Source organism: Streptomyces sp. NPDC056486, assembly GCF_042795295.1.
Lineage (GTDB): Bacteria > Actinomycetota > Actinomycetes > Streptomycetales > Streptomycetaceae > Streptomyces.
This window is the reverse complement of sequence record NZ_JBHTSF010000028.1, coordinates 52,281-78,056: the sequence shown is the minus strand read 5'-3', so window position 1 is coordinate 78,056 and position 25,776 is coordinate 52,281. Positions and strand designations below refer to the sequence as shown.

The following is a 25,776-nucleotide window of genomic DNA, read 5'->3' as shown; positions in this document are numbered from 1 at the left end:
AGTCGCGTCTGCCGATTCATCTGCCAGACGCGACTGCGGCTTCTTTGTGGTTGCTCGCGCAGTTCCCCGCGCCCCTAACGGGGCGCTACTACTTGGCGGCAGCCGCCAGCTTCAGCGCGTACTCGGGCCACCAGGCCCCCGCCTTGGGGCCACCCCGACACGTGCCGTCGGACTCACCAGGCCGCTTGACCCAGAGGTACGCATCCACCAGAGGATCACCCGTCTTCGTGGTGGGCGCCTCGCCCAACGCCCGGCCCGGCGGGTTGCACCAAGGATCCTTGCCCTTGTCATAAGGCCCATTGCCATTGCGTGCGGTGTCGATGACGAACGGCTTGTTGCCGATCTTCGCCGAGAGCTTCTTACCGAACTCCTTGCTGACCTCGGTGGTCTGGAAGTTCGAGACGTTCACCGAGAAGCCGTCGGCCTGCTCGACGCCCGACCACTTCAGGGGCTCCCAGAGCGAGTCGGGGTTCTTCCAGCCCGCGTTGCCCGCGTCCAGGTACACCTTGGTGTTCTTCAGGGACTTGAGCTTCTCGATGGCGCCCTTGAGAAGGTCGTACCGCTCCTCGTGGAACTCCTCCGGCGTGCAGTTGTCGACCATGTGGAGCACCGCGTCCGGCTCCAGGATGACCGTGGCGCCGCGGTCGCCGATGCCCTTGGCGACCTGGTCGATGAACTTCCTGTACTCGTTGCCGTCGGCCGCGCCGCCGCCCGAGTACTGACCGCAGTCACGGTGCGGGATGTTGTAGAGGACCAACAGGGCGTCCCTGTCGGCCTTCTGGGCGGCCTCGGTGAAGCCGCGTGCCTGATCCTCCGCGTTCTCCGGGATGATCCATTCGGGAACCGGCTGTTCGGCGATCTTGCGGATCAGTTCGGCGTCGTCCTTCTTGCCGTCCTTCTCGTACGAAGCGACCTGCTTGGCGGCGTTGCCCTCGGGGTTGACCCAGTACGGGTCGGAGCCCTTCGGCTGCTGTTTGACCGGCTGCCCCGACGAGTCCTTGCCGTCATCGGAGGAGCACCCCGACAGCAGCAGCGCCGCCCCCGCAAACGCCGCCGCAGCCTTCACCCCCCGGGCCACGATCCGATGACCGGGGCCGGTGTTTTTGTGGTACATCCACTCCCCCTTGGGTGCACTGTCCGATTTCTCAATCCTGACATACGCACTCCCGGCCCACGAGGCCCGCCCGCCCGCGACGGATACCTGTTGGTGAGCTGTTACAGCGCGGCGCCCGGGGGTAGGCGAGCAGGGCGCGGGGCGCAGCTCTTGGGGAGGAGACCATGCGGGATCACACCTCTGAATTACGACTGGCCCAAGTCCTGTTGGAGACCACGAACACCCTGGACGACGACTTCGACCCGGAGCGCTATCTGAGCCGGGTCGCGGGCCACACCGTGGAACTGCTCGACGCGTCCGCGGCCGGAGTCGTCTTCGACGGCGCGGGCGCACCCGCGGGGGCCGCCGGCGCCCACCCCCGTGAGCTGGCGCTCGCCCTGCTCGGGGCCCAACAGACCGGCGGGCCCTGCGTGGAGAGCCTCGGCACGGGGCGGCCCGTGCCTCCGGTACAGCTCACCGCGGCCGAACCTGCCCAGCGCTGGCCGGAGTTCACTCCGCTTGCCCTGCGCCATGGAATCGGAATGACGTACGCGGTACCGCTGCGACAGCGCAAGACCCTGCTCGGCGCGCTCAACGTCTTCATGCCCGAGACCTCCGGGGTCCCGCACATCAACGGGGAGTTGAACCTGGCCCAGGCGATCGCCGACGCGGCCGCGGTAGGTCTGCACAATCACCGCGCCTACACGGAGTACCGGATCCTCGCCACACAGCTCCAAGGCGCCCTGACCAGCCGCATACGCATTGAACAGGCCAAAGGCATACTCGCTGAGCGCTGGCACACTGGTGTGGATGAGGCCTTTGAGGCGCTGCGGCGGTACGCACGCAGAGAACGCCTGGTCATAGACCTGGTCGCCACGGAGGTGATCAAGGGGACGCTCAACGACTCGGTACTGCGCGGCAGTTGATCCGAATCTCTCCGAAGGTCATTCCGGAAACGCCACCACCTGCGATGATCACGGAGAGAAAGCGGATCACGACTTGGCGTCAATCGCCCCCTAGGCTCCAGCGCCCATCCGTTCTAGAGTCGTCCCAACGGCCCAAGCCCCCGGCCTGATCGTCCATCCCGCATTGCGGGGTTGGCCACCGAACCTCCCGCGCCGGCGCCGGGTTACTCCCGCAGCTCGTGCGCGCGCGGTCGAGGACCAGCCCGGTCGACGGCTCCGGGGGGAGCGGGCCGCCGACCGGGCCAGGTTGTCCTGACACAGGCAGGCGCACAGGCAGGCAGAGACAGGCACAGGCACAGGCACAGGCAGACAAAAGCAGACCCAGGCATACACAGGCATACGCAGCCGGACACGGGCAGACACGTACACCGTTGACAGTGTCCATGACCAACTGGGACTCTCCGGGACACAAGTACATACATCGAGACGACGGTTGACAGGAACCCGGTGCGATTCCGGAACGGTCCCGCCACTGTGACCGAACGCCCGCACGGCGTGCGGAAGTCAGGAACTGAGCTGTCGTACTCCTGCTTCGGGGCGTGGAAACCCCAGAAGGAGGCCCTTCGATATGTCACTGCACACCGCGGCACCGCACACCGACAGCGCGGCGGCCGACGCTGCCACCGTCCATACCCGCGACTGGCTCATCGCGTCCGCCGCGGTCATCATCGCGCTGATCGCGCTCTACGCCGTCTTCATCGACAACGGCTCACTGATCTCGGCGACCGGCAGCTATCTGCACGAGTTCGCGCACGACGGCAGGCACCTCTTCGGTGCCCCGTGCCACTGACCGGGGACGGACGCGGCACCATGCCACCCCCCTCGCCTCCCTCGTCCTCGTCCTCGTCCTCACCTGTCCTGCCCCTGCTCGGCCGGGGTCTCGTGGCGGGAGGAACGGCGGGCCTCACGGCCGGTCTCTTCTCCCTGCTCCTCGCCGAGCCGCTGATGGACCGGGCGATCCGCGCCGAGGAGAAACGAGCGGCGGCCCAGGAACACGCGCACGGTGCCGGGCAGTCCGCACAGCACCACGAGGAGCTGTTCACGCGCTCGACGCAGCACGCGGGCCTGGTGGTCACCGCGATCGTCGCCGGTCTGGCCATCGGCGCCCTCTTCGCGGTGGCGTACGCCCTGGTGCACCGCCGCGATCCGCGCGCGGACCCGTGGCCGCGCGCCCTGACCTTCGCGGGAGCGGCCTTCCTCGCCGTCTCCCTGCTTCCCGGTCTGCGCTACCCGGCGAACCCGCCGGGCGTCGGGGACGCGGGCACGGTCGGCGACCGTCAGGCGATGTGGCTCGCGTCGATCGTGATCGGCGTCCTCGGCATGATCCTCGTCCGGCAGGTGTACGTACGGCTGTCGGCCAGAACCGTCCCGGTGCGGCAGATCGCGGCGGCCCTCACGGTGGCCGCCGTCCTGGCCGTGCTCTTCCTGCTCCCGGACAACCCCGACCCGGTCCCGGTCGACGCGACGCTCCTATGGGATTTCCGCGTCCTCTCGGTCGCCTCGCAGGCCCTGTTGTGGGCCGTGTTCGCGGCGGTCTTCGGAGGCCTGGGCCTGCGGTCCTTCCGGGAGAGGGCCGCCGGGGGTGCCCCCATGGGCGCGAGCGCGGCGGGAGTGCCCTCGCGCCCGGGCGCCGCCCCCGGCGCAGGCCCTACGACCCCACGCCGGTGAGGTAGGCGGACACCACCACGTTCGCCGAGTAGGTCTTGGTCGCCCGGTCGAACGTGCCGCCGCAGGTGATCAGGCGGAGTTCGGCACGGCCCTCCTCGTGGGGGCCGTACGCCTTCTTCGCGTCGAAGCGGTCCCGGCTGAGGACTTGTACGTCGTCCACGGTGAACTCCGCGACCGAGCCGTCATCCCGGGTCACCCGGACCTTCTCGCCCGGGCGCACCGCGCTGAGGTCGTAGAAGACAGCGGGGCGTGTCTCGGTGTCGACGTGGCCCACGAACAGGGACGTGCCCGCCGCGCCGGGGCGCGTCCCGCCGCCGTACCAGCCGACGGAGCTCGCCTGCTCGAAGGGCGGCGGATCGATGGCGCCGTCCTGATCGAGCCCGCGGGTGATCACGGGCGCCTGCACCTTCAGCGAGGGGACTTCGACGCGCTGCGGCTTCGCGGCGCCCAACGGCTCGTGCGCGTCCGGGAGTTCGACACCGAACGGACGGCCCACCGCGGCGACGTCACCGTTCGTGGGCTCCGAGACACCGCCGCGTACGTCGGTGATGTCGCTGCCCCACAGCCAGAGCCCTACGAGCAGCAGCGCCCAGGCGACCCCGGTGAGGAATCGCCCGTGCCCAGCCGGCTTCTCATGGCCCGACATCTCGGTCGTCGCCCGTCACTCGGAGCGGCGTCGGCGGACACTGCGGAACGCCACGGCCACGGCCGCAACCCCGGCGAGCACCAGGCCGATCACCGCGTGCCGGGTGCCGGGGCCCGCCTCCTGGGCGTGCGCGGCCAGCTGCGCGGTGCCGCCGCCACCCGCGTGGACCGGCGAGACGGGGGTGGTGTGGTGCTGGACGACCTCCACGGAGCCCGCGCGCTGGTGGGGGTGGCCGTCGCAGTCGACGGTGATCTCGTACGAGCCGGAGACGCCGTTCCGGATCGTGGCGGAGCCGTTCAGCGAGTACTTGTCGCCGTCCCTGCCGGTGAGCTTCGCGTCCCCGTCGAACGCCCCGGACCCCGCGGACCCGGTCGTACCGTCACAGCCCGTGACGCTGATCTCCACTTTGGCCCCGGCCGCGGCGCTGGACGGGGAGACCGTGGCATGCACTTTTCCCTCGTCATGGGCGTACGCGGGTGCGGTGGCTGCGACGGGAAGCGTGGCGAGGACAGCCGCCCCGGCTATACCAGCGATGCCACGCAGGGTGAGTGGACCTCTACGCATCGTGAACCTCCTGTTTCGAGGTTCACGCGCGGCGGCACGTCACGCCTCCCGTGTGCGGCAAACGGGTGGTGCTGCGGAGGCGGTCAGACGCGGTCGACCAGGTCAGCGATGGAGTCCACGACGTTGGAAGGCCGGAACGGGTACTGGTCGATGTCATCGCGGGTGGTCAGGCCCGTGAGGACCAGGAAGGTCTCCATTCCCGCCTCGAGACCGGCGAGGACATCCGTGTCCATGCGGTCGCCGATCATCGCGCTGGTCTCGGAGTGCGCCCCGATGGCGTTGAGCCCGGTCCGCATCATCAGGGGATTCGGCTTGCCCGCGAAGTACGGGGTCCGCTTCGTGGCCTTGGTGATCAGCGCGGCGACGGCGCCCGTTGCGGGGAGCGGTCCCTCCGTGGAGGGCCCGGTCTCGTCCGGGTTCGTGCAGATGAAACGAGCCCCGCCGTTGATGAGCCGTACGGCCTTGGTCATGGCCTCGAAGGAGTACGTACGGGTCTCGCCGAGCACCACGTAGTCCGGGTCGTGGTCGGTCAGGACGTACCCGATGTCGTGCAGGGCGGTGGTGAGCCCCGCCTCGCCGATCACGTACGCCGTGCCGCCGGGCCGCTGGTCGTCAAGGAACTTCGCGGTGGCGAGCGCCGAGGTCCAGATGTTCTCGACGGGCACTTCGAGGCCCATGCGGGTGAGGCGGGCCTGGAGGTCGCGGGCGGTGTAGATCGAGTTGTTCGTCAGGACCAGGAAGGGCTTCCCGGACTCCCGGAGCCTCTTGATGAAGGCGTCGGCGCCGGGAATCGGCACGCCCTCGTGGATGAGCACGCCGTCCATGTCGGTGAGCCACGATTCGATGGGCTTGCGCTCTGCCATGGGGTGCACTCCTGCGGTCTGCGATGAGCGGGTGAGCTGAGAGGCGCCGGGACAGCTCTGTGCCGACGGCCCTCAGCCTAATCAGGATGCGGTGATCGTGAACCCCTCGATCACTCCTCGATCACTCCTCGATCGTCGGTCAGCTTCCCGTGGCCGACTTCCAGTCCTCGACGTACGTCTGGAGGTTCTTGGAGATGTCGGACCAGTCGGGCTCGAAGATCTCGACCCCGTCGATGATTCCGTCGAGCTCGACCGCGTTGGCGTCGGTGGCCTTGATGTCCTTGCGCGCGGCGAAGCCGCCGCCGATCTCGCTGACCTGCTGCTGGGCCTTCTGGCTGAGCAGATAGTCGAGGAACTTCTTGGCGTTGGCGGAGTGCGGGGCCTTGTTGACCAGGCCTGCCGCGTAGGGCAGGGCGAAGGTGGTGGGCTTGCCGCCCTCCTTCTCGGGGAACCAGATGCCGAGGTTCGGCATGTCCTTGGACTGGGCGTGGTTCATCTGGACGTCGCCGTTGGCGGCGAGGAGTTCGCCCTTGTCGACCTTGGGCGCGAGCTTGCCGGTGGAGGCGGACGGGCCGACGTTGTTCGTCTGCAGCTTCTTCAAGTAATCCATGGCGGGCTTCTTGCCGCCGAAGTCGTGCATCGCCTTGATGAGCACGGCGGTGCCGTCACCCGCGACGCCGGGCGTGGAGTACTGGACCTTGTCCTTGTACGAGGCGTCGGTGAGGTCCTCCCACGTCTTGGGCGCCTTGCCGCCGCTGAGTTCCTTCTTGTTGTAGATGAAGCCGAAGTAGTTGTTCACGACGGAGGTCCACTTGCCGTCGGTGGCCTTGTCGGCGCCGTCGACCTGAGCGGAGCCCTCGGGCTTGTAGGCCTGGAGCAGGCCCTTCTCGTCGGCCTGCTGGATGAACGGCGGCAGGGTGATGATGACGTCGGCCTGCGTGTTGGACTTCTCGCGGACGGCGCGCTGCACCATCTCGCCGGAGCCGCCCTCGACGTAGTTCACCTTGATGCCGGTCTTCTTCTCGAAGTCCTTGAAGACCCGGTCGTACCAGCCGTCGCCGTTCTCGCCCTTGAGGCCGTCGGCGCTGTAGACGGTGACCTCCTTCGCGTCGGACGCGGAGGAGTCGCCGCCGCACGCGGTGAGGGAGCCCGCGAGGACGAGGCCGCCGGAGAGGGCGGCGAGCGTTCTGGTGTGAGTGGTGCGAGAGGACATGACGTTCGTACTCCTTGAGGAAGTCAGCGGAAGTCAGGGGAAGTCAGCGGTAGGAGGCGCGGGTGCGGATGCGGGAGACGCCGAAGAGGACGAGCAGCGTCGCCGCCATCAGGACCACGGCGACGGCCGCACCGGTGAAGAGGGAGCCGCGGTCGGTGGCCGCGTAGATCTGCACGGGAAGCGGCATCCAGTCCGGCGGGTAGAGCATCATCGTGGCGCTCAACTCGCCCATGGAGAGCGCGAAGCAGAGGCCCGCGGCCGCGGTGAGCGACGGCAGCAGGAGCGGCAGCTTCACCTTCCACAGGACGTACGAGGGCCGGGCTCCGAGCGATGCGGCGGCCTGTTCGTACGCCGGGTCGAGTCGGACGATGGCAGCCGAGACCGACTGGTGGGCGAACGCGGTGACAAGAATGGTGTGCGCGAGGATCACGATCCAACGCGTGCCGTTGAGGATCATCGGCGGCTTGCTGAACGCGACGAGGATCGCGAGCCCGACGACGACGGAGGGTACGGCCACCGGCAGCATGAAGAGGGTGTCGAGTACGCGCTTGGCTCCCCTCTTCAGCGAGGCTGCGGCGAGCGCGGCCCAGGACCCGACGGTCAGCGCGAGCAGGCTGGCGGTGACGGCGGTGACCAGGCTGGTGGTGAGCGCGTCGAGCGAATCCCCGCGGGTGGCGGACGCGTAGTGCTCCGTGGTGAATCCGGAGGGGAAAGCGCCGGACCAGTGCGAGGAGAACGAGGCGGCCAGGATCACCAGAAGGGGAAGCGCGAAGAGAGGCAGGAAGAAGACGAAGAAGAGAGCCCAGGTGGCCCACTTCCCCTTGCGGCTATGCACCAACACGGCGGCTCACCACCCGGTAGAGGCTGTAAAGGCCCACGGAAATCGCGATGTTGACCACGGCGACGACACAGGCGGCCGGATAGTCGGACTCGAGAATGGCCTTGCTGTAGACGAGCATGGGGAGGGTCGTGACCCCCTTGGCGCCGGTGAAGAGGACGATCCCGAATTCGTTCAGACACATGACGAGTACGAGGCTGCCGCCCGCGGCGAGAGCGGGCAGCGCCTCGGGCAGGATGACCCGCCGGATGATGCGTCCCGGCTTCGCCCCGAGGCTCGACGCGACTTCCAGCTGCGCGGTGTCGATCTGCGAGAACGCGGCGAGCAGGGGGCGCATCACGAAGGGCGTGAAGTACGTGATCTCGGCGAGGAGAACGCCCCACGGGGTAGTGAGGAATTGGAACGGCCCCTCGGCGGCGCCGGTCGCGTCCGTCCACATTCCGTTGGCCATGCCCTTGGTGCCGTAGATGAACAGCAGGGCGAGGGTGATGAGGAAGGACGGAAAGGAGAGAAAGACGTCGATGAACCTGGCGACGGCTTTCCCTCCCGGGAACGGCACGAAGGCGATGATCAGCGCGAGCGCGAACCCGAGCACGAGACACCCGAGCGTGGCCCCGACGGCCAGCCACACGGTGGTGCCGAGGGCCTCCCGGAACGCTTCGGACGCGAAGACGTCGGAGTAGGGCTTGAGGGAGGTCCCCCCGGTGTCGGGCTGCACGGACTGCTGGACGACGAGGGCGAGGGGGTAGAGGAAGACGAGGGCGAGGGCTGCGACGGGGGGCAGGGCCCACACGAACGCGGGCACTCGGCGCCGCTTCCGCGCCGGTCCGTCTTCCGGCGCTCCCTTGCCCAAGCGGCCCAACCGGCCAGCCCGCTCCTGCTGTGGGCAGGCGTTCCGCACGGCGGAACGGGTGGGCACAGCCTGCAACCCCGGTCCAGAGTCAAAGAGGCGTCCATCAGAGCTAGCCATCGTTCACACCACCAGACAGCAGCACCGCATCCTCGGGCGCGAAGTGCAGCGTGACCTCGTCACCGATACCCGGCGGGGTCCGAAGCTCCCGGAGGTCCGCTTTAACCCGCTGCCCGGCGACATCGACGTACAGCCGATGGGTGGCCCCCCGCCACTGCACCTCGGCGACTCGACCGGAAAGAGCATTGGGTCCATCCCCGAGGCCGACCAGATGCGGCCGCACGCACAACATGGCGGTGGCCCCCCGAGCCGCCTCCCCCGTATCGACCTTCAAATCCGCCCCGCCGAAGGCGACATCACCCGAACCCACCGTGACCGGAAGTAGATTCGCGTTACCCACAAAAGAAGCCGTGAACTCGGTCCGAGGCGCCCGATAAAGCTCCTGCGGAGTCCCGCAGTCCCGCAACCGCGCCTTGTCCATGACGGCGATCCGATCCGCCAGCGTCAAGGCCTCCACCTGGTCATGGGTGACGTACAAAATAGAGACATCGGGCAACTCCCGGTGCAGTCGGGCAAGTTCCCCCAGCATTCCCGACCGCAACTGCGCGTCCAACGCGGAAAGCGGCTCATCGAGCAGCAGCACCCCCGGCCGAATGGCCAACGCCCGCGCGATGGCGACCCGCTGCTGCTGCCCTCCGGAAAGCTCCCGGGGAAACCGCTTGGCGTACGAGGCCATCCCCGTCATTTCAAGCGCCTCGGCGACCCGCCCCGGAATCTCGGACTTGGCGACCTTCTGCGCCTTCATGCCGAAGGCGACATTGTCCGCGACCCGCATGTGCGGGAAGAGCGCGTACTGCTGGACGACCATCCCGATCCCCCGCTGGTGCGGCGGCAGCCCGGTGACATCGCGCTCCCCGATGAACACCCGCCCGGACGCGGGTCGCACGAACCCGGCGACGGCCCGCAGCGCGGTGGTCTTGCCCGAGCCCGACGGGCCGAGCAGGGCCATGACCTCGCCGGGCTCGACGGTCAGGTCGAACGAGTCGAGGACGGTGTTCTTGCCGTAGGCGACCGAGACGCTCTCGAAGCGAATGCCGCTGCGTACGCGCGTGGGGGTGGGGGTGGGGGTGGTGGTGGCGCCGGTCACTCGTCAACACCCCTGAGTATCGATGGGAGTTCGGTGACCGAGCCGAGTACATGCGTGGCCCCAGCCCCTCGCAGCGCCTCCGCGTCATGCGCCCCGGTGAGCACCCCGGCGACCACACCGGCCCCGGCCCGCACCCCGCTCTTCATGTCGTACGCCGTGTCGCCCACGACAGCGATCCGCCGGACGTCGTCCACCGCCCCCGTCCGCAGGAAGGCGCTGAGCACCATGTCCGGGTAGGGCCGCCCGCGACCACCCGCGTCGGCCGGGCACAGGGTCAGCTCGACCAGGTCCCGCCATCCCAGCGCATCCAGGATGGCGTCCTGCGTGACACGGGCGAACCCCGTGCTCAACACCACGGTCGAACCAGCCGACTTGAGCTCCTCGACTGCTTCCCGCGCACCGGGGATCGGCGCGATCAGACCCCCGTCGACCAGCTCCCCGTACGCCTTCTCGAAGGCCACGTTGACCTGCTGGGCAAGGGCCCCGTCGCCGAACAGATGCCGGAAGACGGAGATCTTGGACTCGCCCATGGTGGCGCGTACGTAGTCCAGCTTCTCGGCGTGGTCGGCGGAGCCCGGCTCGACGCCGAGTTCCCGCGCGGCGGCGGAGAAGGCCTTCTCCACGAGCCCGCCGTCCGCGACCGTCGTACCGGCCATGTCGAGGACGACAAGCCCACACCGCATGTCCAACTCCTGCCTCAATTCCCTCACCATCCCAACTTGTCGGCGGTCTTCTCCGCGATCGCGGGCGAGCACGTCATGCCGCGCCCGCCGGGCCCGGTGACCAGCCACACGCCGTCGCGCACCTGCTGGCGGTGCACGACGCGGGTGGTGTCGACGCACTGCGCGTACACCCCGGCCCAGCGCCGCTTGATCTTGGGCAGCGGGCGTCCCAGGAAGCCCTCGACGACCTCGGTGAGGTGGTCGTAGGGGTCTTCGAGGGTGTCGAAGGCGAAGGGGTGCTCGTACTCGTGGGTGTCGCCGATGGTCAGGCCGCCGTCCTTGCGCTGGACCATGAGCAGCTGCATCTTGTGCGCGGCGGCGGTCGGCGTCTGCGCCTGTCCGGCGTTGAGTGCGTCGAGGGCGTCCGACTTGTACGCCGGGTAGTAGCGGAAGCTGTCCGCGTCGGCGACGGAGGTGGTGAGCGCCTCTCCGAGGGGCTCGGTCTGCATCATCTGCAGGCGCACGCGGCGCACGGGCAGGTCGGGCCCGGCCAGCTCACGGACGAGACCGCCGAGCCAGGCACCGGTGGCGAGCACGACGACATCACCGGTGTGTACGTCACCGTGGTCGTCCCGCACCGCGCTCTCACCGACGACTTCGCGCACTTCACGGCCAGGCAGGAAGGTGTAGCGGGGCGACGCCGACAAGGCCTCACGGAGGCGTAGTTGTGCGGTGCGAGGCTCCACGGCCGCGTCGCGCTCGCACCACAGACCGGCGACGAAGTCACCCCGCAGCGCCGGGTTGAGGGCGCGCGCCTCGGCGGCGTCGAGCAGCTTGTAGCCGCGGGCCGCCGCGTCGGGGCGGGCGAGGGCGGCCTCGGCGACCGCGCGCTCACGTTCGTTGCGTACGAGGGTGAGGGAGCCGTTGGCCCGGAAGCCGATGCCCTCCACCCTCGCGCCTATCTCCTCCCACAGCTCGCGGGCCCGCAGGGCGGTGTCCAGCTCCTCGCCTCCGGCGCGGCCGCTCACCCATATCTGCCCGAAGTTGCGCAGCGAGGCTCCACGGGCCTCGCTCTCGCGCTCGATCTGTACGACCTCGTGGCCGCGTTCCACTGCGTGCCAGGCGTGCATGGTTCCCACCACGCCGGCTCCTACGACGATGACTCTCACGGCGGCAACGCTCCTGGGGGAGGGTGACCCGCCGCGGTCCTGGCGGCAACGGGATGGTGAACGGCCACCCAAAGTTGGCCTAGACCCGTTATCTTCTCGTTATCAGACTGCAGGCGCTGCTGTGAGTTCAGGCGCCGCTGTTGCCCAGGTGCGTGGTGAAGGAGAACCGGTCACCCCGGTAGAGGGTGCGGACCCGCTCAAGGGGGTGCCCGGAGGCGTCCCGTGAGACGCGGTGGATCAGCAGCATGGGCAGCGCGGGAGGGGTGCCGATCAGGAGGGCCTCGCGGGGGGTGGCGAGAACGGTCTCGATGCGTTCGTCGGCGTCCCCGAAGGAGATGCCGAGCCGGTCGCGCAGGTAGGCGTAGAAGGAAGAGTCGGGCTCGAAGTCCCGGTCGAGGGCAGGGGCGCGGGCCACGGAGACGTACGTGCTCTCGAGCCCCACCCGCTCGTCGTCGGCGAGCAGCACGCGCTCCATGTGCCAGACGGGCTCGCCCTGTTCGACCCCGATCTCGGCGGCGAGGGCCTCGGGGGCGGGGAAGCGGTCGAGGGAGATCAGATTTCGCCCCGGGGTACGTCCTTGCCGCCGTACGCCTTCCGTGTAGCTCGCGAGGGACAGCGGCTGCTCCAGCTTGGGTCCCGCGACGACGGTGCCGCGCCCCTGCCTGCGCAGCCGCCCTTCGAGCAGCAGATCGCGCAGCGCCTGCCGCACGGTCTCCCGCGCGACCTCGTACCGCACGGCGAGATCACGCTCGGTGGGCAGCGTCTGCCCGTCCCCCAACTCCTCTATCAGGTCGGCGATTTTGGCCTTCACCGCGTAGTACTTCGGGATGCGGCCGTGCTCGGGGATGCCGGAACGGATGGGGGCGCCGGGGGCCTGGTCGAGCAGGTGCGCGGGAGGGTGCGGGGAGTTCGGGGAGTTCGGGTTGTCCACCCGGGGATGTTCGCAGACGTAGGTGAAGCCTGGTCGGGCGGCGCCCGACCAGGCCGTTGATCAAGCAGACGGGCCGTTGATCAGGCGGACGGGCCGTCGATCAGGCAGACGGGCCGTCGATCACGCGGACGGGCTGCGGAAGTAGTGCCCCTTGTCGAGATCCTCGATGAGTCCCGGCTGCGTCGGCTGCCACCCCAACAGCTCGCGGGTCAGCGCGCTGGAAGCAGGCTGGTCGGGCGCGAGGATGGCGGCCAGCCAGGAGAAGTGCCCTGCCGCGTCGTCCGGAGAGACGGAGACCACCGGCAGGTCCAGATGGCGGCCGATGACCTCGGCGATGTCGCGGATCGGTACGCCCTCGTCGGCGACGGCGTGCAGCATCGAGCCCGCCGGAGCCTTCTCCAGCGCGAGGCGGAACAGGCGCGCGGAATCGAGACGGTGCACGGCGGGCCAGCGGGAGGCCCCGTCGCCGATGTAGCCGGAGACGCCCTTGTCGCGGGCGATCTGGACCAGCATCGCGATGAAGCCGGTGTCCCCTTCTCCGTGGTTGGTCCGCGGGAGGCCGACCACGGAGGAGCGGACGCCCCGGGAGGCGAGGGAGAGCACCCACGCGGCGGTGGCGAGCCTGGCCTGCAGGCCCTCGGCGGCCGGGTCGGGATCGAGCCCGTCCCGTTCGGTCGCCACGCGTCCGGGCACATGGGGCGTCCCGGAGGCGATGACGAACGGCCGGTCGGACCCCGCGAGCGCCTCGCCCATCGCCTCGACGGCGCGCCGGTCAGCGCCGGTGGCGCCCTGAGGGTCCCCCGAGAAGGCGATGTCGTGCTTGAACGCGAGGTGGATCACGCCGTCCGCCGCGGCGGCCGCACTGCGCAGGGTGTCGAGATCATCAAGAGTGCCGCGGACCACGTCGGCCCCGGCCGCGGTGAGAGCGGCGGCGGAAGCGTCCGAGCGGGCGAGGCCGACGACCTGATGATCCGCGCCGATGAGATCCGGAACGACGGCGGAGCCGATCCAGCCGGAAGCGCCGGTGACGAAAACACGCATGAGAATCCTCCAAGCGACCGATGCAAGTGGTCGGCGCGAGTGACCGATGTCAGTGACCGATGTCAGTGAATGTCATCGACAGTACACCTGATGTCAGTCACTGTCATGGCATAGAATCATCGGCATGGGTCGATGGGAGCCGAACGCGCGCGGGCGCCTCGAACAGGCAGCTCTGGAGCTCTACAGCGAGCGGGGGTTCGAACAGACCACGGTGAAGGAGATCGCCAAGCTGGCGGGCCTCACGGAGCGCACGTTCTTCCGGCACTTCACCGACAAGCGCGAGGTCCTGTTCCCGGAGTCGAACCCCCTGCGGGACGTCCTCGTCGAGGCGCTCGACGGCGTCCCTGACTCCGAGCGGCCGATCGACGCCGTCGCCGCGGCTCTGGACACCATCGCCGAGCTGATGCGGGAGCGCCGCGAACTCGCCCGACAGCGCCAGGCCGTCATCGCGGCCAACGCGGAGCTCCAGGAACGCGAGCTGGTCAAACTCGCCTCGCTCGTATCGGCGCTCACCGTCGCGTTGAGGCGACGCGGAGTGGCGGACCCGGCGGCGGGTCTGGCCGCAGAGGCGGGGATCGCCGTCTTCAAGATCGCGTTCGAACGCTGGATCAGCGAGGCCGAGCAGCGGGACTTGTCGCACCTCATCCGCGATTCGCTCGACGAGCTCAAGGCTGTGACGGCGGGCAGGTTGTGACTAGCTGTGACCGCGGGCAGGTTGTGAGTACGGGCGGGCTGCGACCGCGGGCAGGCCGTGACGCCGGGTCGGCTATGACTCCGGGCAGGTGACGGCAGGCTCAACGCCGCCGGGCTGCGGCCCGCAGGCGTCGAGCCCCCACGAAGAGACCCCACCCCCCGGCGAAGAGAATTCCGGCGACGGCACTGACGCCGAGCAGGGCGCGGGGGCCTGTCGCGGCGAGTTCATCGGCGTACGAAGACCCTCCGCCGTCGGAGCGCTCAAGCCCTCCCCCGCCGCCGCTGCTGCCACCGCCGCCGTCGCTTCCGTCCCGCCCTCCGTCAGATTCGCTCTCGGCCCCGACATCGCCGGTGCCGCCTGCACCGCCCGTGCCGCCCGTGTCACCGAGGCCTTCGGCATTCTCGACGTCTTCGGTGTTTTCGGTGTTCTCGATGCCGAACGGATAGTCGTCGGACTCGCCCACCCAGTCGCCGTCGTCGGCACGGCGCTGGACGACGGCGGCGGAGACGACGGCGCGCTCGGAGCGGGCCTCGGAGGTGAAGGAGAGCCGCACCTTGACGGTGCGGGTCTTCCCCGCCTTGACCGTGAACCCGGGGAATCCGTCGTCGAAGACGCCGACGTTCTCGTCCCGGTCGGTCCGCTCGATCCCCACGGGACGCCAGCGTGTGCCGTCGTGGAACTCCAACTGGATGTGCCGGGGCCGCAGCTCGCGCTCCTTGTCGACGATGACGACGACGGGGTGGATGTTGCCGCAGCTGCCGGGGGTGGTGTTGGCCAACTTGAGGGACCAGTTCCGGTAGCCGCCCCCGGCCTCGTAAGTGGCGGGCCCGCCCCGGATCCGCGTCCCGATGGGGAAACCTCCACCGTTGGGGGCGGAACAGACGGGGGGCTGGGCCGCCTGAGGCCGCTGCACGGGGTCCCCCATCGCAGCCGAGTCGCTCACCGGCGCCCCTTGCGCGGCAACCGCTGGCCCCACCGACCCCGCTGGCCCCACCCCGATCACCCCGGACGCGAGAACGGCGGCAGCGGCGGTGACGCCGGAGGCGAGAGAGCGGCGAAGTCGCATGCAGGGCCTTTGCTGAGCGCGGGGCGGGCGGGAGGGGGGGAGGAAGTGGAGGCGGGATCAGGGGCAGGGGCCGTAAGACACTGGTCGGCCGCGACCTTGCCACGCCCGCACGACCTCACTGGCCCCGCCACAGCCCCGTACCGCCGACTGGACCGCGCAAGTCACTCCTATCAGCTGACTTTCCGTTAAATGCGGCTGACGCGGCGGCTGATGGCTCGGGCCGCCGGGGTCGCGGCTGGCTGCGGCTGCAACAGCCCGTTCCGGCTACCGGCTCGCTGCTGGCACCGACGACGAGGGCGACCGGACGACCGGATCGATAGCCGCGACTACCAAGACAACCGCCGGTCCCGGCCGCCAGAGTCACCACTCGCACCGACCGCCAGGGCAACAACCGGTCCCGACTACCAGATCACTGCTGGCACCAACCACGAGGGCAACCGGACCGATAGCCGCGACTACCGAGACAACCGCCAGTCCCGGCCGCAGGATCACCGCCGACACCCGCTACCGAGACAGCCGCCGACCCCCCTCAACCGCGAACACCGCTGACACCGCCCTGCAGCCGAAAGCACCTCCAACCCCGCTCAGCCGCCAGCCGGCACCGCTACCCCCGCCCGCCCCGAAACGCCACATCCGCCGCCCGCCCGAAGAGCGGTGCGAGTACCAGTTGTGCGGCGCCCTCCGCGACGCCCCGGTCGCCCCCGGACGCGACCGCGACCGGGACCTCCGTGTCTCCGCCGCCCCGCCGGGCTCGTTCGGCGACGATGGCGCCCACTCCTCGTACGAAGCGCTCCTCATCGGCGAGGACCGCTCGCCCGCCGAGCAGTACGAGGTCGATGTCGAGCAGGCTGACCAAGTTGCCCGCGCCCGCCCCGAGGATCCGCGCCGCCTCGTCCAGGTCTCCGCGCGCGACCGCCGCCAGGCACAGTGCCTCGATGCAGCCGCGGTCGCCGCAGCCGCACTCCGGGCCGTCCAGCTGGATCACCTGGTGGCCGAACTCGCCCGCCCCGGTCCGCGCCCCCCGGTAGAGACCTCCGCCGAGTACGAGGCCCGCGCCGAGCCCCGTACCGAGGTGCAGATACGCGAAGGACTCCGCAACGCCGCCCAGCGCGAGGCCGAGCGCGGCGGCGTTCGTGTCCTTGTCCACGACCACCGGCAGCCCGAGCCGCCCGGCGAACGCGTCCCGCAGCGGGAACCCGTCCCACGCGGGAAACCCGGTCACCCGGTGCAGGACCCCGTCTGAGTGGTCGAGCGGCCCGGGCAACGCGACCCCGACGCCGAGCAGCCCCGGCGTCGCGCCGTCACTCCGGTCAAGGCCCCCGGCCAGCGACCGCACCACCCCCACCGCCACGTCGACCACAGCCTCCGCGCCCTCCCCGAACTCCAGCGGAGCCCGGCGTTCCGCGACCACGTGGCCCGTCAGGTCGGCCAGGACCGCCGTCAGTTCGTCACGGTCCAGGTGGAGGCCGACCGCGTGCCCGGCGTCCGGGACGAGGCGCAGCAGCGTGCGCGGCTTGCCGCCCGTGGACGCGCGGCGGCCCGCCTCCGCCGCGAGCCCCTCCGTACGCAGCCGCGCGGTGATCTTGCTGACGGCCTGCGGTGTGAGCCCGGTGCGCTCGGCGAGTTCGAGGCGGCTTATGCCGGCCTCGCCCGCCGTGCGCAGCAGGTCGAGCACCAGGGCGGCGTTGTGCCCGCGCAGCGCGAGCAGGTTCGCCCCGGCGCCCGCCGCGCCCGTCCTGCCACCGCCCGTCCTGCCACCGCTCGCCCTGCCACCGCTCGCCCTACCGCTCCCGCCACCGTCGGGCCCCACATCAGTGCTGTTCACGCCCCCATTGTCGCGTGCGCTTGCGCTTTGGCAACACCGTTGCTTAAGTGGAACGCATGACTGGTACAGGCTCAGGCGCCCCCGGACCTCACGGCTCCCCTCTACGCGTAGCCCTCATCGGATACGGCCTCGCGGGCTCCGTCTTCCACGCCCCGCTGATCGCCGCCACCGAGGGCCTCGTCCTCGACACGGTCGTCACGTCGAACCCCGAGCGGCAGGCGCAGGCCCGCGCCGAGTTCGGTGGCGAGCTGCGCTTCGCCGCATCGGCCGACGACCTCTGGGCCCGCGCGGACGAGCTCGACCTGGTGGTGATCGCGTCCCCGAACAAGACGCACGTCGCGCTCGCGACCGCCGCCATCAAGGCGGGCCTCCCGGTCGTCGTGGACAAGCCGATCGCGGGCACGGCCACCGAGGCCCGCGAGCTCGCCGCGCTCGCCGACGACCGCGGCCTTCTCCTCTCCGTCTTCCAGAACCGCCGCTGGGACAACGACTTCCGCACTCTCCAGAAGCTCATCGCCGACGGCGAGCTCGGCGACGTATGGCGCTTCGAGTCCCGCTTCGAGCGGTGGCGTCCGCAGCTCAAGGGCGGCTGGCGCGAGTCCGGGAACCCCGAAGAGATCGGAGGTCTGCTGTACGACCTCGGTGCCCACGTCGTCGATCAGGCGCTCGTGCTCTTCGGCCCCGCACAGACCGTGTACGCCGAGTCCGACGTCCGCCGCCCCGGAGCCGAGGCCGACGACGACACGTTCATCGCGATCACGCACCTGGGCGGCGTCCGCTCACACCTCTACATGAGCGCCACCACCGCCCAGCTCGGCCCGCGCTTCCGCGCGCTCGGCTCGACCGCCGGCTACGTGAAGTACGGCCTCGACCCGCAGGAAGCCGCACTCCGCGACGGCAAGCGGCCCACGAGCGAGGACAGTTGGGGCGAGGAGCTCGAGTCCATGTGGGGCCGGGTCGGCTCCGGCGAGTCCCCGCTGACCGGCGGCGGCAACCCGGTCAAGACGCTGCCGGGCAACTACCCCGCGTACTACGCGGCCGTGGCCGCGGCGCTCCGGGGCACCGGCCAGAACCCCGTGTCCGCGTACGAGGCCGCATCGGCACTCGACGTCCTGGAGGCGGCACGCCGCTCGGCCCGCGACGGTGTGACGGTGGTCGTATGACGAGCCCTCCGTCCTCAAGCCCCGCACCCCTGACCGTCGAAGAGCTGGAGGTGCAGGAACTCCGCCTGGTACTCCCCCACTTCACGTACGAGGACGCCTGGGCACTCGGCACGCTCCTGGTCGAACTGGCCCGTGAACGCCAGGCCCCGGTCGCCATCGACATCACCCGCGGCGGCCAGCAGCTCTTCCACGCGGCCCTGCCGGGATCGACCCCGGACAACGACGCCTGGATCGCCCGCAAGCGCCGCGTCGTCGAGCGCTACGGCTGCTCGTCGTTCCTGGTCGGCACGCGTTTCCGTGCCAAGGGGACGACGTTCGAGGACTCCTCGCGCCTGGACCCGGACGTGTACGCGGCGCACGGCGGCGCGTTCCCGATCGCGGTGCGGGGCGCGGGCGTGATCGGCACGGTGGTGGTGTCGGGCCTTCCGCAGGCGGCGGACCACGCGCTGGTGGTCGAGGCGCTGGAGCGGTTCGTGTAAACGGGCCCCGAAGGGGCGCGGGGAACTGCGCGACCAGCCACGACGTACCCGCGGGTGGAGCCGGCGGAGGAGACCCCTCCATCGGCTCCACCCGGGGAGCACCAAGGACCGCCGCGCCCCCACCCCGAAGGGCTACGCGTCCTTCAGTTCCTGACGCTGCTTGCCGAGCCCCTCGATCTCCAGCTCCACCACATCACCGGCCCGCAGGTACGGCTTCGGCTCGGCGTGCCCCATGGCCACGCCCGCCGGCGTACCGGTGTTGATGACATCGCCCGGGTACAGGGTCATGAAGTGGCTTACGTAGCGCACCACTTCGGCCACCGGGAAGATCTGCTGGGCCGTGGTCCCGTCCTGCTTCAGCTCGCCGTTGACCCAGAGCTTCAGGGACAGCGCCTGCGGGTCGGGGACCTCGTCCTTCGTCACCAGCCACGGGCCGAGCGGGTTGAACGTCTCGCAGTTCTTGCCCTTGTCCCAGGTACCGCCGCGCTCGATCTGGAACTCGCGCTCCGAGACGTCGTGCGACACCGCGTACCCGGCGACGTGCGCGAGCGCTTCCTCGTCGGACTCCAGGTAGCGCGCGGTGCGCCCGATGACGATCGCGAGCTCGACCTCCCAGTCGGTCTTCACCGACTTGCGCGGCACGAGCACGGTGTCCTCAGGGCCGACCACCGTGTCCGCCGCCTTGAAGAAGATGACGGGCTCGGCGGGCGGCGTGGCCCCGGTCTCGGCCGCGTGATCGTGGTAGTTGAGGCCGATACATACGACCTTGCCGATCCGAGCCACCGGCGGCCCGATCCGCAGCCCCTCCGCGTCGAGCACGGGCAGCTCGCCCGACCCGGCGGCGGCCCTTACCTGGTCGAGGGCGGCCGTATCGGCGAGCAGCGCCCCGTCGATGTCCGTGACGGTCCCCGAGAGGTCCCGCAACGTGCCTTCGGCATCGAGCAGCGCCGGGCGCTCGGCCCCCGCCGTACCGACTCGCAGCAGCTTCATGGTCAATCTCCCTTGGTCGAGTCGCGCCCGCGTCCTGACCGCCGCGTGGCCCGGATCAGGGTCGCGGCCATCGGAGGTTTGGAAGATCCTCCAAGGTCACCGTCCATCCCGCAAGACCCTGTTCACAGACCGGACCGTTACCCGGCAGTAGCCGTTACCCGGCGGCAGCCGCTATCCGGCAGTCGCAGCCAGCGCCCCGGCTCCGATCGGCACGTCGCGGTAAAGGACGGCACGCTCGACCGCGCTCCAGGTGGTGCTGGTGACCACGTACAGCGCGGCGGCCAGCGGCACGAAGGCCACGGTGAACAGCGTCATGAAGGACATGAACGGCATGACCTTGGTCATCGCACCCATGCCGGGCATCTGCTGCCCCGCGTCCCCCGCGGGCGTGGCAGCGGCCGTCGCAGCCATCTGCTTCTTCGTACGGCGGAAGTTGAAGGTCGCGACGGCGGCCACGATCGCGAAGAGCCCGAGGTAGACGAGCCCCTGCGCCCCGAAGACCCCGCCGTCGCCGAGCGCGTCGGCCCACCGCCCGCCGAGCGGCGCCTCGAACAGCTTGTGCCCGAGCAGCGCGTTGGCTTCCCCGCCGATGCTCGAGTTGGAGAAGAGGTGGTAGAGCAGGAAGAACGCCGGAAGCTGGAACAGGCTGGGCAGGCACCCGGAGAGCGGCGAGACCTTCTCCGCGCGGTGCAGTTCAAGGACCGCCTTCTGGAGCTTCTCGGGGTTCTTGGAGTGCTTCTTGCGCAACTCGGCGATCTGCGGCGACAGCTTGGCGCGCGCCTTCTGGCCACGGGCCGAGGCCCGCGACAGGGGGTGGACGAGGAGTCGTACGCACGCGGTGAACAGGACGATGGCGGCGGCCGTCGCGGAGGCGTGGAAGACCGGGTCGAGCAGGTCGGCGATGGAGCCGACCAGGTCGGCGAACAGGGACATGAAATCGGACAGGAAGCCGGGCATGGAGAAGCCCTCCGGGGTCTCGTCGTGCCGAGGAAAAGGTCAGATGCTTTTTCGGCGTGACGGCCCGCGAGGGGTCTCGATCTGAGAGGTCTCGATCTGAGGGATCTCGATCTGTCGCTGGAGGAGAGGTACTGCGGGTGTCCCCTACGCGGCCGTCATGACGAGGCGGCCCGGCGCTCGGGGCCGCCTTCGCCCGGAGGCGTCGGGATCGCGCTGCGGCAGGAACGCCGTGCGCTTCTCGCGGTCGCGGATGGCTGTACGCACCTGGGTGCGCGGCACCGCGGGGGCGCAGCGCGCGGCGAGCAGGGAGCAGACGGCGAGCGCGGAGCCCGCGGCGGCGGTCGCGGCGAGCGCGACGGCGGCGGTGAGGCTGCTCGCGTCGAGGAGGACGACCTCGACGAGGAGGAAGAGGAGAAGGCCGGTGGGGCGGAGGGCGGCTTTCCAGCTGCGGATCGCGTCCTGCATCGCTTCTCGTCCCCCTCCCTCTCCTTGAGATGCCTGCCTGATGAGGCCGAGCTGCCTGCCTGATGAGGCCGATACGACATGCCGACGTAATGACGACGTATCGCGTACTGCCCGTTATACAGGATCCGTCTCGACGGCCGTAAGGAGCCTTCGGGGCGCGAGCAGCGCCCGGCTGACCGGATTGGCCGGATCCGGGTCGAGCCCGGGACCGGGCACCATCTCGACGTCCTCGACGGGTACGAGGCCCCCGCAGACCGGACACTCTCCGGCGGGGCCGAGCTCCGTACCGCAGGTCGCATGCCGGAAGTACCGCAGCCGCTCGGTGTCCGAGAAGTTGTCGCGCCCCCAGACGCCGAGCGCGCGCAGGGCCGGCCAGAGGGCGCGGCCCCGCTCCGTCACGACGTACTCGTGCCGCGACGGCGCCTGCGCGCACGGCCGCTTCTCCAGGACACCGGCGGCGGTGAGCGACTGGAGGCGCGAGGCGAGGACCGCGCGGGGGATGCCGAGGTGGACGAGGAAGTCGTTGTAGCGCCGCACCCCGTAGAGCGCGTCGCGGACGACGAGAAGCGTCCAGCGCTCCCCGACGACCTCGAGCGCGCGGGCGATGGAGCATTCCTGCGCCGCGTAGTCCTTGCCGAGAGCCATGGGTCCACCTTAGCGACTTTCCGACTTCTAGGTTCAATGACTGAACCTAACCTGCTACGGTCATCGAGTCGAGCAGGTTCAATGACTGAACCTTAGCTATGACCTCTGAACTCTGAACTCTTCTGAACTCTGCACCTGAACTTTTGGACGCCGATGCCCCTGAAGGAGCAGGCCATGTCCCCACGGCCGGACCACACCGCCACAGCCCCTGAGGCCTCTGAGGCCCGTGAGGCCACTGAGGCCCTCGGGGTCCCCGCCCCACCCTCGGCACCCGCGGCACCTGGGACGCCCGCGGCATCTGCGGCACCCTCCGCCCACCCGCGCCCCGGCGCCACACTCGCCGTCACCAGCGCGGCCACCGCCGTGGCCCTGATGACGTACACCGCGCCGATGATCACGCTCCCCGACACCGCCGCGTCCCTGCACACCCCGCTCTCCGCCCAGGCCTGGCTGCTCAACGGCACCCCGCTCGGCCTGGCCGCCCTGCTCCTGGTGGCGGGCAGCCTCGCCGACGACTACGGCAGGCGCCGGATCTTCCTCGCCGGGACGGTCGCGCTCGGCATCACCACGGCGCTCGGCGCACTCGCGGGCTCGACGTGGCTCTTCACGCTCGCCCGCGTGGCACAGGGCGCGGCGAGCGCGGCGATCCTGGCGGCCAGCCTCGGCCTGCTGGTGCACGCGTTCCCCGCGGGGCCGGGCCGGATCAGGGCGACCGGCATCTGGGGAGCGTTCGTGAGCGGCGGCATCGCGCTGGGCCCTGTCCTCGCGGGCGGCATAGCGACACTCGCCAACTGGCGTCTGTCGTACGTGGTTCTGGGCGCGGCGGCGCTGCTCGTGGCCGCCTTCGCCCCGCGCGCACTGACGGAATCCCGCGCCCCGCACAGCGGCCGCCCGGACCTGGCGGGGGCACTCGCACTGGGCCTCGCCCTTGTGGCGCTGGTGGCAGCGCTGACCCTTGGCAGGGACGGCTGGCTGCGTACGCCGGTGGCGGCGCTGCTCCTCGCGTCGGCCGTCCTGATCGCCGCGTTCGTGGCGGTGGAACGCCGGTCCGCGTCCCCCATGCTCGACCTGGCCCTCCTGCGCCAGGCACCGTTCCTCGCGTCGTCGGCGGGCGGCTTCTTCACGGGCTTCGCGGTGATCGCCCTCTTCAGCTACCTCCCGACGTTCCTCCAGCAGACGCTCCCCATGTCGGCGATGGCCACGGCGGTCCTGCTCATGATCTGGTCAGGTACGTCGTTCGCGGTGGCCCTGCAGACGCGCCGCCTCGCGGGCAAGGTCTCGCCCCGCCACCAACTGGCCCTGGGCTTCGCCCTGCACGCGGCCGCGGTCCTGACGATGCTGACCGCGGTCGATGCGGGCCCCTGGCCCCTGCTCCTGCCCGGCCTCGTGATCTCGGGCGCGGGCAGCGGCCTCCTGAACGCCGCACTCCCCCAGCTCGCGGTCGCCTCCGTACCGGCCGACCGCGCGGCGATGGGCTCGGGCGCGAACAACACGGCGCGGTACATCGGCTCGGCGGCGGGTGTGGCGCTGATGATCGCGGTATCGACGTCGACGGATTCACTGGCGCACGGGGCGCAGGTGGCGCTGGTGGTGTCGGCGGCGCTCGGGGCGGCGGGGGCGCTGTCGGTCCTGGCCCTACGGGGCCGAGGACGCTGATCCGGGGGAGGGCGCGAGGGGCCCCCTCACCTCGGCTCACCTCGGCCGCATGGACCGCAGCTTCCCCCACACGATGAGCCGGTACTTGGAGGTGTACTCGGGGGTGCAGGTGGTGAGGGTGATGTAGTACCCCGGGGAGCTGTACCCGTGCCCGGCCTTCACCAGGCTGCGGGGCACAGCCCGGATGACGCCGCTGTCACGGGCGGAGGTCTGGGCGAGCGTCTTGCCGACGACGTACGTGTAAACGGCCTTCCGGGTCTCGACGACGACCTCGTCACCGCCCCGGAGCCGATTGATGCGGCGGAAGGGCTCGCCGTGGGTGTTGCGATGCCCGGCGAGCGCGAAGTTCCCGCCCTGACCGGGCTGAGCGGTACGCGGGTAGTGGCCGACGTATCCCTTATTGAGTACGGCGCTCTTGCTGACCCCCTCGGCGACGGGCACCCGTATCCCGATGCGCGGAATGCGCAGGACGGCGTAGGCCTGGTCCCAGCGGGGCGCGGGGGCGGCGACGGGTTGCTGACCGGAAGGGGCGTCGGCGCCTGAGCCACGCGACTCGGGCTCGTCGGCGGCGCCAGGGGAGGCCGAGACAGATGGAGACGACTGGAGACGACTCCCCCGCTCCTGCTCCTCCTGCCCCTGCTCCTGCCCCTGCGCCCATTCCCGCTCCAGGGCGTGGACCTTGCGCTCGGCGCCTTCGCGGGCCTGCCGGTTGGTCCACCAGAGCTGATGGGCGACGAGCAGCAACAACACGAGCCCGCAGGTGACGGCAACTTCGGCGCCACCCCACACAAGGCGAGTACCTCTCCCCCGCCCCTGCACAACAACAGGAACCCGCTCCGCCCGCTCCCGCACGTAGGCACCTCCCCTCTCAAGAGGGCAGCAGATTAAGCCCAAGCCCGCGAACTAGCCATGGCGACCACATGTCGGCCACATCCCGACCACACCCCGGCAGCGCCCCTCGAATCCACAAAAGTGTGGCGGTCCTGATCTGCCCTGATCTGCACGGCAACCCTGCTGCAACGCCCCCTCTCGGCAGTACGGTGTCCCGTATGCGCCCCGACACGCCTGCCGACCACATCGCCGAAGCCGAGCGCCTGGAGCGGACCGCCGGCTTGTACCCCGAGGACACCGAGCACCTGCTGCTCCAAGCCGCGGCCCACCTAGAACTGGCGGGCGAACGCGACCGCGCGACCACGCTCTACGACCGTCTACTGGCCCCGGACGCCCCCCACCCGGCAACGGCCCCGATCCTCATCCGCGCCCTCAAGGCCTCGAACCTCTGGGAGTACGGCCACGAGGCGGAGGCAAGGGCGATCATCGACGGCGTACGGGCGTCGGCACCTCGCGACCCGGCCCCGTGGGTGATCGCGGCGGAGTCCCTGGAATCGCACGACGAGCTGGCGCAAGCGCAGGAAACTTTCACGCAGGCGCTGGAACTCCTCCTTCCTTCCAGCTCCGGCGGCACCCCGTCCTACGAACAACGCCCGTTGCTGTTCGGCCGCCACCGGGTACGCCGCTTGCTGGGCGCGACCCACGACGAGTGGGACGCGCTCGCGGACCAGATCTCGACGTCCCCCGTCCCCCTGGACGAACTGCACGACCCGAAGCGCATCTGGTCCCTGGGCTCGGACAACCCGGCAGAACTCCGCGCGGAAATCTCCCGCATCCAGGCGGAGTTGGGCTCGTACAGGGAGGCCCTGTCCCGCCCGTTCCCGGTGGCGATCCTGCTCTGGCCGACAACGGAACTGGAAGAACTCCTGACGGCGTACCCGGCCCTGGAGTCCGAATACCCCTCCCACGAGGCGCACTTGTCGACCATAGAGTCCTCCCTGCGCGAACTCTCAGCCTCGGGCACCCCCAACTTGGGCATCGTCACAGGCACGGTCCCGTCGTACGAGGCCTTCGCAGCCTCAGAGGGCGCACAGCCGACGGACGTCTCCCTACTACCGCAGTACGCGACGACGCTGGCCGCACGGGGCCGCGCCGTGGGGTGGCCACCGGAGGCGGGGGCGGCTTGTTGGTGCGGGTCGGGGGCGGCTTACTCGACGTGCCACGGCACCTCACAGCCCTAGAGCTGTGACTGGTCGACCTTGAGGGACCGCGGCACAAGAGCGCGACACGGTCGG

Annotated in this window: 27 protein-coding genes and 1 riboswitch; of the genes, 8 read left to right on the top strand and 19 right to left on the bottom strand. The window is 70.2% G+C overall.

Annotated features, from left to right (window positions below):
• Positions 1 to 88: 88 nt before the first annotated feature.
• On the bottom strand, positions 89 to 1,114 hold the full coding sequence (locus tag ACFQ7F_RS14590) for a glycoside hydrolase family 6 protein (protein ID WP_383270304.1): 1,026 nt from the start codon (positions 1,112 to 1,114) through the stop codon (positions 89 to 91).
• Between the two features lie 164 nt (positions 1,115 to 1,278).
• On the opposite strand from ACFQ7F_RS14590, the gene ACFQ7F_RS14585 reads away from it, so the two are divergent.
• The 3 genes from ACFQ7F_RS14585 to ACFQ7F_RS14575 all read left to right on the top strand — a co-directional run bounded on the left by ACFQ7F_RS14585 (position 1,279) and on the right by ACFQ7F_RS14575 (position 3,726).
• Positions 1,279 to 2,019 (top strand): ANTAR domain-containing protein, encoded by a 741-nt coding sequence (locus ACFQ7F_RS14585; RefSeq protein ID WP_383270303.1) that lies wholly within the window; start codon positions 1,279 to 1,281, stop codon positions 2,017 to 2,019.
• A 452-nt stretch (positions 2,020 to 2,471) separates the two neighbouring features.
• Positions 2,472 to 2,594: riboswitch (cobalamin riboswitch) on the top strand.
• A 32-nt stretch (positions 2,595 to 2,626) separates the two neighbouring features.
• Positions 2,627 to 2,848: a CbtB-domain containing protein gene (locus ACFQ7F_RS14580; RefSeq protein WP_383270301.1), complete on the top strand. Its 222-nt coding sequence runs from the start codon at positions 2,627 to 2,629 to the stop codon at positions 2,846 to 2,848.
• A gap of 20 nt (positions 2,849 to 2,868) precedes the next feature.
• Positions 2,869 to 3,726 (top strand): CbtA family protein, encoded by an 858-nt coding sequence (locus ACFQ7F_RS14575; RefSeq protein WP_383270300.1) that lies wholly within the window; start codon positions 2,869 to 2,871, stop codon positions 3,724 to 3,726.
• On the opposite strand, the gene ACFQ7F_RS14570 is transcribed toward ACFQ7F_RS14575, so the two are convergent.
• The 11 genes from ACFQ7F_RS14570 to ACFQ7F_RS14520 all read right to left on the bottom strand — a co-directional run bounded on the left by ACFQ7F_RS14570 (position 3,707) and on the right by ACFQ7F_RS14520 (position 13,710).
• The gene (locus tag ACFQ7F_RS14570; protein ID WP_383270298.1) at positions 3,707 to 4,372 is read right to left on the bottom strand and encodes a class F sortase; all 666 of its coding nucleotides are present in this window, start codon (positions 4,370 to 4,372) and stop codon (positions 3,707 to 3,709) included. The genes ACFQ7F_RS14575 and ACFQ7F_RS14570 overlap by 20 nt on opposite strands.
• A gap of 15 nt (positions 4,373 to 4,387) precedes the next feature.
• The gene (locus ACFQ7F_RS14565; RefSeq protein WP_383270297.1) at positions 4,388 to 4,936 is read right to left on the bottom strand and encodes a hypothetical protein; all 549 of its coding nucleotides are present in this window, start codon (positions 4,934 to 4,936) and stop codon (positions 4,388 to 4,390) included.
• 83 nt (positions 4,937 to 5,019) lie between these two features.
• Positions 5,020 to 5,799, bottom strand: a complete 780-nt coding sequence (locus ACFQ7F_RS14560; protein ID WP_383270296.1) for an HAD-IIA family hydrolase — start codon at positions 5,797 to 5,799, stop codon at positions 5,020 to 5,022.
• A 139-nt stretch (positions 5,800 to 5,938) separates the two neighbouring features.
• Positions 5,939 to 7,012, bottom strand: coding sequence for a 2-aminoethylphosphonate ABC transporter substrate-binding protein (locus tag ACFQ7F_RS14555; RefSeq protein ID WP_383270294.1), 1,074 nt, complete (start codon positions 7,010 to 7,012; stop codon positions 5,939 to 5,941).
• 43 nt (positions 7,013 to 7,055) lie between these two features.
• Complete coding sequence (locus ACFQ7F_RS14550; RefSeq protein ID WP_383270292.1) at positions 7,056 to 7,853, bottom strand: ABC transporter permease; 798 nt, start codon at positions 7,851 to 7,853, stop codon at positions 7,056 to 7,058.
• Entirely contained in the window at positions 7,840 to 8,820 is a 981-nt protein-coding gene (locus tag ACFQ7F_RS14545) for a 2-aminoethylphosphonate ABC transporter permease subunit (protein WP_383270290.1), read from the bottom strand. Before ACFQ7F_RS14545 ends, ACFQ7F_RS14550 begins: the two co-directional genes overlap by 14 nt.
• Positions 8,813 to 9,907, bottom strand: coding sequence for an ABC transporter ATP-binding protein (locus tag ACFQ7F_RS14540; protein ID WP_383270289.1), 1,095 nt, complete (start codon positions 9,905 to 9,907; stop codon positions 8,813 to 8,815). The genes ACFQ7F_RS14545 and ACFQ7F_RS14540 overlap by 8 nt, the downstream gene beginning before the upstream one ends.
• The gene (locus ACFQ7F_RS14535) at positions 9,904 to 10,590 is read right to left on the bottom strand and encodes a phosphonatase-like hydrolase (protein WP_383270287.1); all 687 of its coding nucleotides are present in this window, start codon (positions 10,588 to 10,590) and stop codon (positions 9,904 to 9,906) included. Before ACFQ7F_RS14535 ends, ACFQ7F_RS14540 begins: the two co-directional genes overlap by 4 nt.
• Positions 10,591 to 10,613: 23 nt before the next feature.
• Entirely contained in the window at positions 10,614 to 11,738 is a 1,125-nt protein-coding gene (locus tag ACFQ7F_RS14530; RefSeq protein ID WP_383270285.1) for a TIGR03364 family FAD-dependent oxidoreductase, read from the bottom strand.
• 127 nt (positions 11,739 to 11,865) lie between these two features.
• The gene (locus ACFQ7F_RS14525) at positions 11,866 to 12,669 is read right to left on the bottom strand and encodes a GntR family transcriptional regulator (RefSeq protein WP_383270284.1); all 804 of its coding nucleotides are present in this window, start codon (positions 12,667 to 12,669) and stop codon (positions 11,866 to 11,868) included.
• A 120-nt stretch (positions 12,670 to 12,789) separates the two neighbouring features.
• A complete protein-coding gene (locus ACFQ7F_RS14520) occupies positions 12,790 to 13,710 on the bottom strand; it encodes an SDR family oxidoreductase (RefSeq protein WP_383270283.1) in 921 nt (306 codons plus the stop codon).
• Between the two features lie 124 nt (positions 13,711 to 13,834).
• Between ACFQ7F_RS14520 and ACFQ7F_RS14515 the strand changes: the two genes are divergently transcribed.
• Complete coding sequence (locus ACFQ7F_RS14515; protein WP_383270281.1) at positions 13,835 to 14,404, top strand: TetR family transcriptional regulator; 570 nt, start codon at positions 13,835 to 13,837, stop codon at positions 14,402 to 14,404.
• Between the two features lie 100 nt (positions 14,405 to 14,504).
• Here ACFQ7F_RS14515 and ACFQ7F_RS14510 read toward each other — a convergent pair whose 3' ends face one another.
• On the bottom strand, positions 14,505 to 15,347 hold the full coding sequence (locus tag ACFQ7F_RS14510) for a cell wall protein (protein ID WP_383270279.1): 843 nt from the start codon (positions 15,345 to 15,347) through the stop codon (positions 14,505 to 14,507).
• A 727-nt stretch (positions 15,348 to 16,074) separates the two neighbouring features.
• Positions 16,075 to 17,295 (bottom strand): ROK family protein, encoded by a 1,221-nt coding sequence (locus tag ACFQ7F_RS14505; protein WP_383270278.1) that lies wholly within the window; start codon positions 17,293 to 17,295, stop codon positions 16,075 to 16,077.
• Between the two features lie 56 nt (positions 17,296 to 17,351).
• Between ACFQ7F_RS14505 and ACFQ7F_RS14500 the strand changes: the two genes are divergently transcribed.
• Positions 17,352 to 18,458 carry a Gfo/Idh/MocA family oxidoreductase gene (locus ACFQ7F_RS14500; protein ID WP_383270277.1) on the top strand — a complete coding sequence of 369 codons (1,107 nt, stop codon included), beginning with the start codon at positions 17,352 to 17,354 and terminating at the stop codon, positions 18,456 to 18,458.
• On the top strand, positions 18,455 to 18,937 hold the full coding sequence (locus ACFQ7F_RS14495) for a heme-degrading domain-containing protein (RefSeq protein ID WP_383270276.1): 483 nt from the start codon (positions 18,455 to 18,457) through the stop codon (positions 18,935 to 18,937). Before ACFQ7F_RS14500 ends, ACFQ7F_RS14495 begins: the two co-directional genes overlap by 4 nt.
• Positions 18,938 to 19,069: 132 nt before the next feature.
• On the opposite strand, the gene ACFQ7F_RS14490 is transcribed toward ACFQ7F_RS14495, so the two are convergent.
• From ACFQ7F_RS14490 to ACFQ7F_RS14475, 4 genes are all read right to left on the bottom strand, one after another.
• The gene (locus ACFQ7F_RS14490; protein ID WP_383270274.1) at positions 19,070 to 19,927 is read right to left on the bottom strand and encodes a fumarylacetoacetate hydrolase family protein; all 858 of its coding nucleotides are present in this window, start codon (positions 19,925 to 19,927) and stop codon (positions 19,070 to 19,072) included.
• A gap of 171 nt (positions 19,928 to 20,098) precedes the next feature.
• The gene (locus tag ACFQ7F_RS14485; RefSeq protein WP_383270309.1) at positions 20,099 to 20,872 is read right to left on the bottom strand and encodes a YidC/Oxa1 family membrane protein insertase; all 774 of its coding nucleotides are present in this window, start codon (positions 20,870 to 20,872) and stop codon (positions 20,099 to 20,101) included.
• A gap of 156 nt (positions 20,873 to 21,028) precedes the next feature.
• Complete coding sequence (locus ACFQ7F_RS14480) at positions 21,029 to 21,349, bottom strand: DUF6412 domain-containing protein (RefSeq protein WP_383270273.1); 321 nt, start codon at positions 21,347 to 21,349, stop codon at positions 21,029 to 21,031.
• Positions 21,350 to 21,463: 114 nt separating this feature from the next.
• Positions 21,464 to 21,994, bottom strand: coding sequence for a winged helix-turn-helix transcriptional regulator (locus tag ACFQ7F_RS14475; RefSeq protein WP_383270272.1), 531 nt, complete (start codon positions 21,992 to 21,994; stop codon positions 21,464 to 21,466).
• 174 nt (positions 21,995 to 22,168) lie between these two features.
• On the opposite strand from ACFQ7F_RS14475, the gene ACFQ7F_RS14470 reads away from it, so the two are divergent.
• Positions 22,169 to 23,650 (top strand): MFS transporter, encoded by a 1,482-nt coding sequence (locus ACFQ7F_RS14470; protein WP_383270271.1) that lies wholly within the window; start codon positions 22,169 to 22,171, stop codon positions 23,648 to 23,650.
• Positions 23,651 to 23,686: 36 nt separating this feature from the next.
• On the opposite strand, the gene ACFQ7F_RS14465 is transcribed toward ACFQ7F_RS14470, so the two are convergent.
• On the bottom strand, positions 23,687 to 24,502 hold the full coding sequence (locus tag ACFQ7F_RS14465) for a class E sortase (RefSeq protein ID WP_383270270.1): 816 nt from the start codon (positions 24,500 to 24,502) through the stop codon (positions 23,687 to 23,689).
• A gap of 197 nt (positions 24,503 to 24,699) precedes the next feature.
• Between ACFQ7F_RS14465 and ACFQ7F_RS14460 the strand changes: the two genes are divergently transcribed.
• Positions 24,700 to 25,722, top strand: a complete 1,023-nt coding sequence (locus tag ACFQ7F_RS14460) for an SEC-C metal-binding domain-containing protein (RefSeq protein WP_383270269.1) — start codon at positions 24,700 to 24,702, stop codon at positions 25,720 to 25,722.
• The last annotated feature ends 54 nt before the right edge of the window (positions 25,723 to 25,776 follow it).

Excerpts from the sequence above, each read along its gene's own strand:
- ACFQ7F_RS14590 (WP_383270304.1), bottom strand. The coding sequence starts at position 1,114 with ATGTACCACAAAAACACCGGCCCCGGTCATCGGATCGTGGCCCGGGGG.
- ACFQ7F_RS14585 (WP_383270303.1), top strand. The coding sequence starts at position 1,279 with ATGCGGGATCACACCTCTGAATTACGACTGGCCCAAGTCCTGTTGGAG.
- ACFQ7F_RS14580 (WP_383270301.1), top strand. The coding sequence starts at position 2,627 with ATGTCACTGCACACCGCGGCACCGCACACCGACAGCGCGGCGGCCGAC.
- ACFQ7F_RS14575 (WP_383270300.1), top strand. The coding sequence starts at position 2,869 with ATGCCACCCCCCTCGCCTCCCTCGTCCTCGTCCTCGTCCTCACCTGTC.
- ACFQ7F_RS14570 (WP_383270298.1), bottom strand. The coding sequence starts at position 4,372 with ATGTCGGGCCATGAGAAGCCGGCTGGGCACGGGCGATTCCTCACCGGG.
- ACFQ7F_RS14565 (WP_383270297.1), bottom strand. The coding sequence starts at position 4,936 with ATGCGTAGAGGTCCACTCACCCTGCGTGGCATCGCTGGTATAGCCGGG.
- ACFQ7F_RS14560 (WP_383270296.1), bottom strand. The coding sequence starts at position 5,799 with ATGGCAGAGCGCAAGCCCATCGAATCGTGGCTCACCGACATGGACGGC.
- ACFQ7F_RS14555 (WP_383270294.1), bottom strand. The coding sequence starts at position 7,012 with ATGTCCTCTCGCACCACTCACACCAGAACGCTCGCCGCCCTCTCCGGC.
- ACFQ7F_RS14545 (WP_383270290.1), bottom strand. The coding sequence starts at position 8,820 with ATGGCTAGCTCTGATGGACGCCTCTTTGACTCTGGACCGGGGTTGCAG.
- ACFQ7F_RS14535 (WP_383270287.1), bottom strand. The coding sequence starts at position 10,590 with ATGCGGTGTGGGCTTGTCGTCCTCGACATGGCCGGTACGACGGTCGCG.
- ACFQ7F_RS14520 (WP_383270283.1), bottom strand. The coding sequence starts at position 13,710 with ATGCGTGTTTTCGTCACCGGCGCTTCCGGCTGGATCGGCTCCGCCGTC.
- ACFQ7F_RS14515 (WP_383270281.1), top strand. The coding sequence starts at position 13,835 with ATGGGTCGATGGGAGCCGAACGCGCGCGGGCGCCTCGAACAGGCAGCT.
- ACFQ7F_RS14500 (WP_383270277.1), top strand. The coding sequence starts at position 17,352 with ATGACTGGTACAGGCTCAGGCGCCCCCGGACCTCACGGCTCCCCTCTA.
- ACFQ7F_RS14495 (WP_383270276.1), top strand. The coding sequence starts at position 18,455 with ATGACGAGCCCTCCGTCCTCAAGCCCCGCACCCCTGACCGTCGAAGAG.
- ACFQ7F_RS14490 (WP_383270274.1), bottom strand. The coding sequence starts at position 19,927 with ATGAAGCTGCTGCGAGTCGGTACGGCGGGGGCCGAGCGCCCGGCGCTG.
- ACFQ7F_RS14480 (WP_383270273.1), bottom strand. The coding sequence starts at position 21,349 with ATGCAGGACGCGATCCGCAGCTGGAAAGCCGCCCTCCGCCCCACCGGC.
- ACFQ7F_RS14475 (WP_383270272.1), bottom strand. The coding sequence starts at position 21,994 with ATGGCTCTCGGCAAGGACTACGCGGCGCAGGAATGCTCCATCGCCCGC.
- ACFQ7F_RS14470 (WP_383270271.1), top strand. The coding sequence starts at position 22,169 with ATGTCCCCACGGCCGGACCACACCGCCACAGCCCCTGAGGCCTCTGAG.
- ACFQ7F_RS14460 (WP_383270269.1), top strand. The coding sequence starts at position 24,700 with ATGCGCCCCGACACGCCTGCCGACCACATCGCCGAAGCCGAGCGCCTG.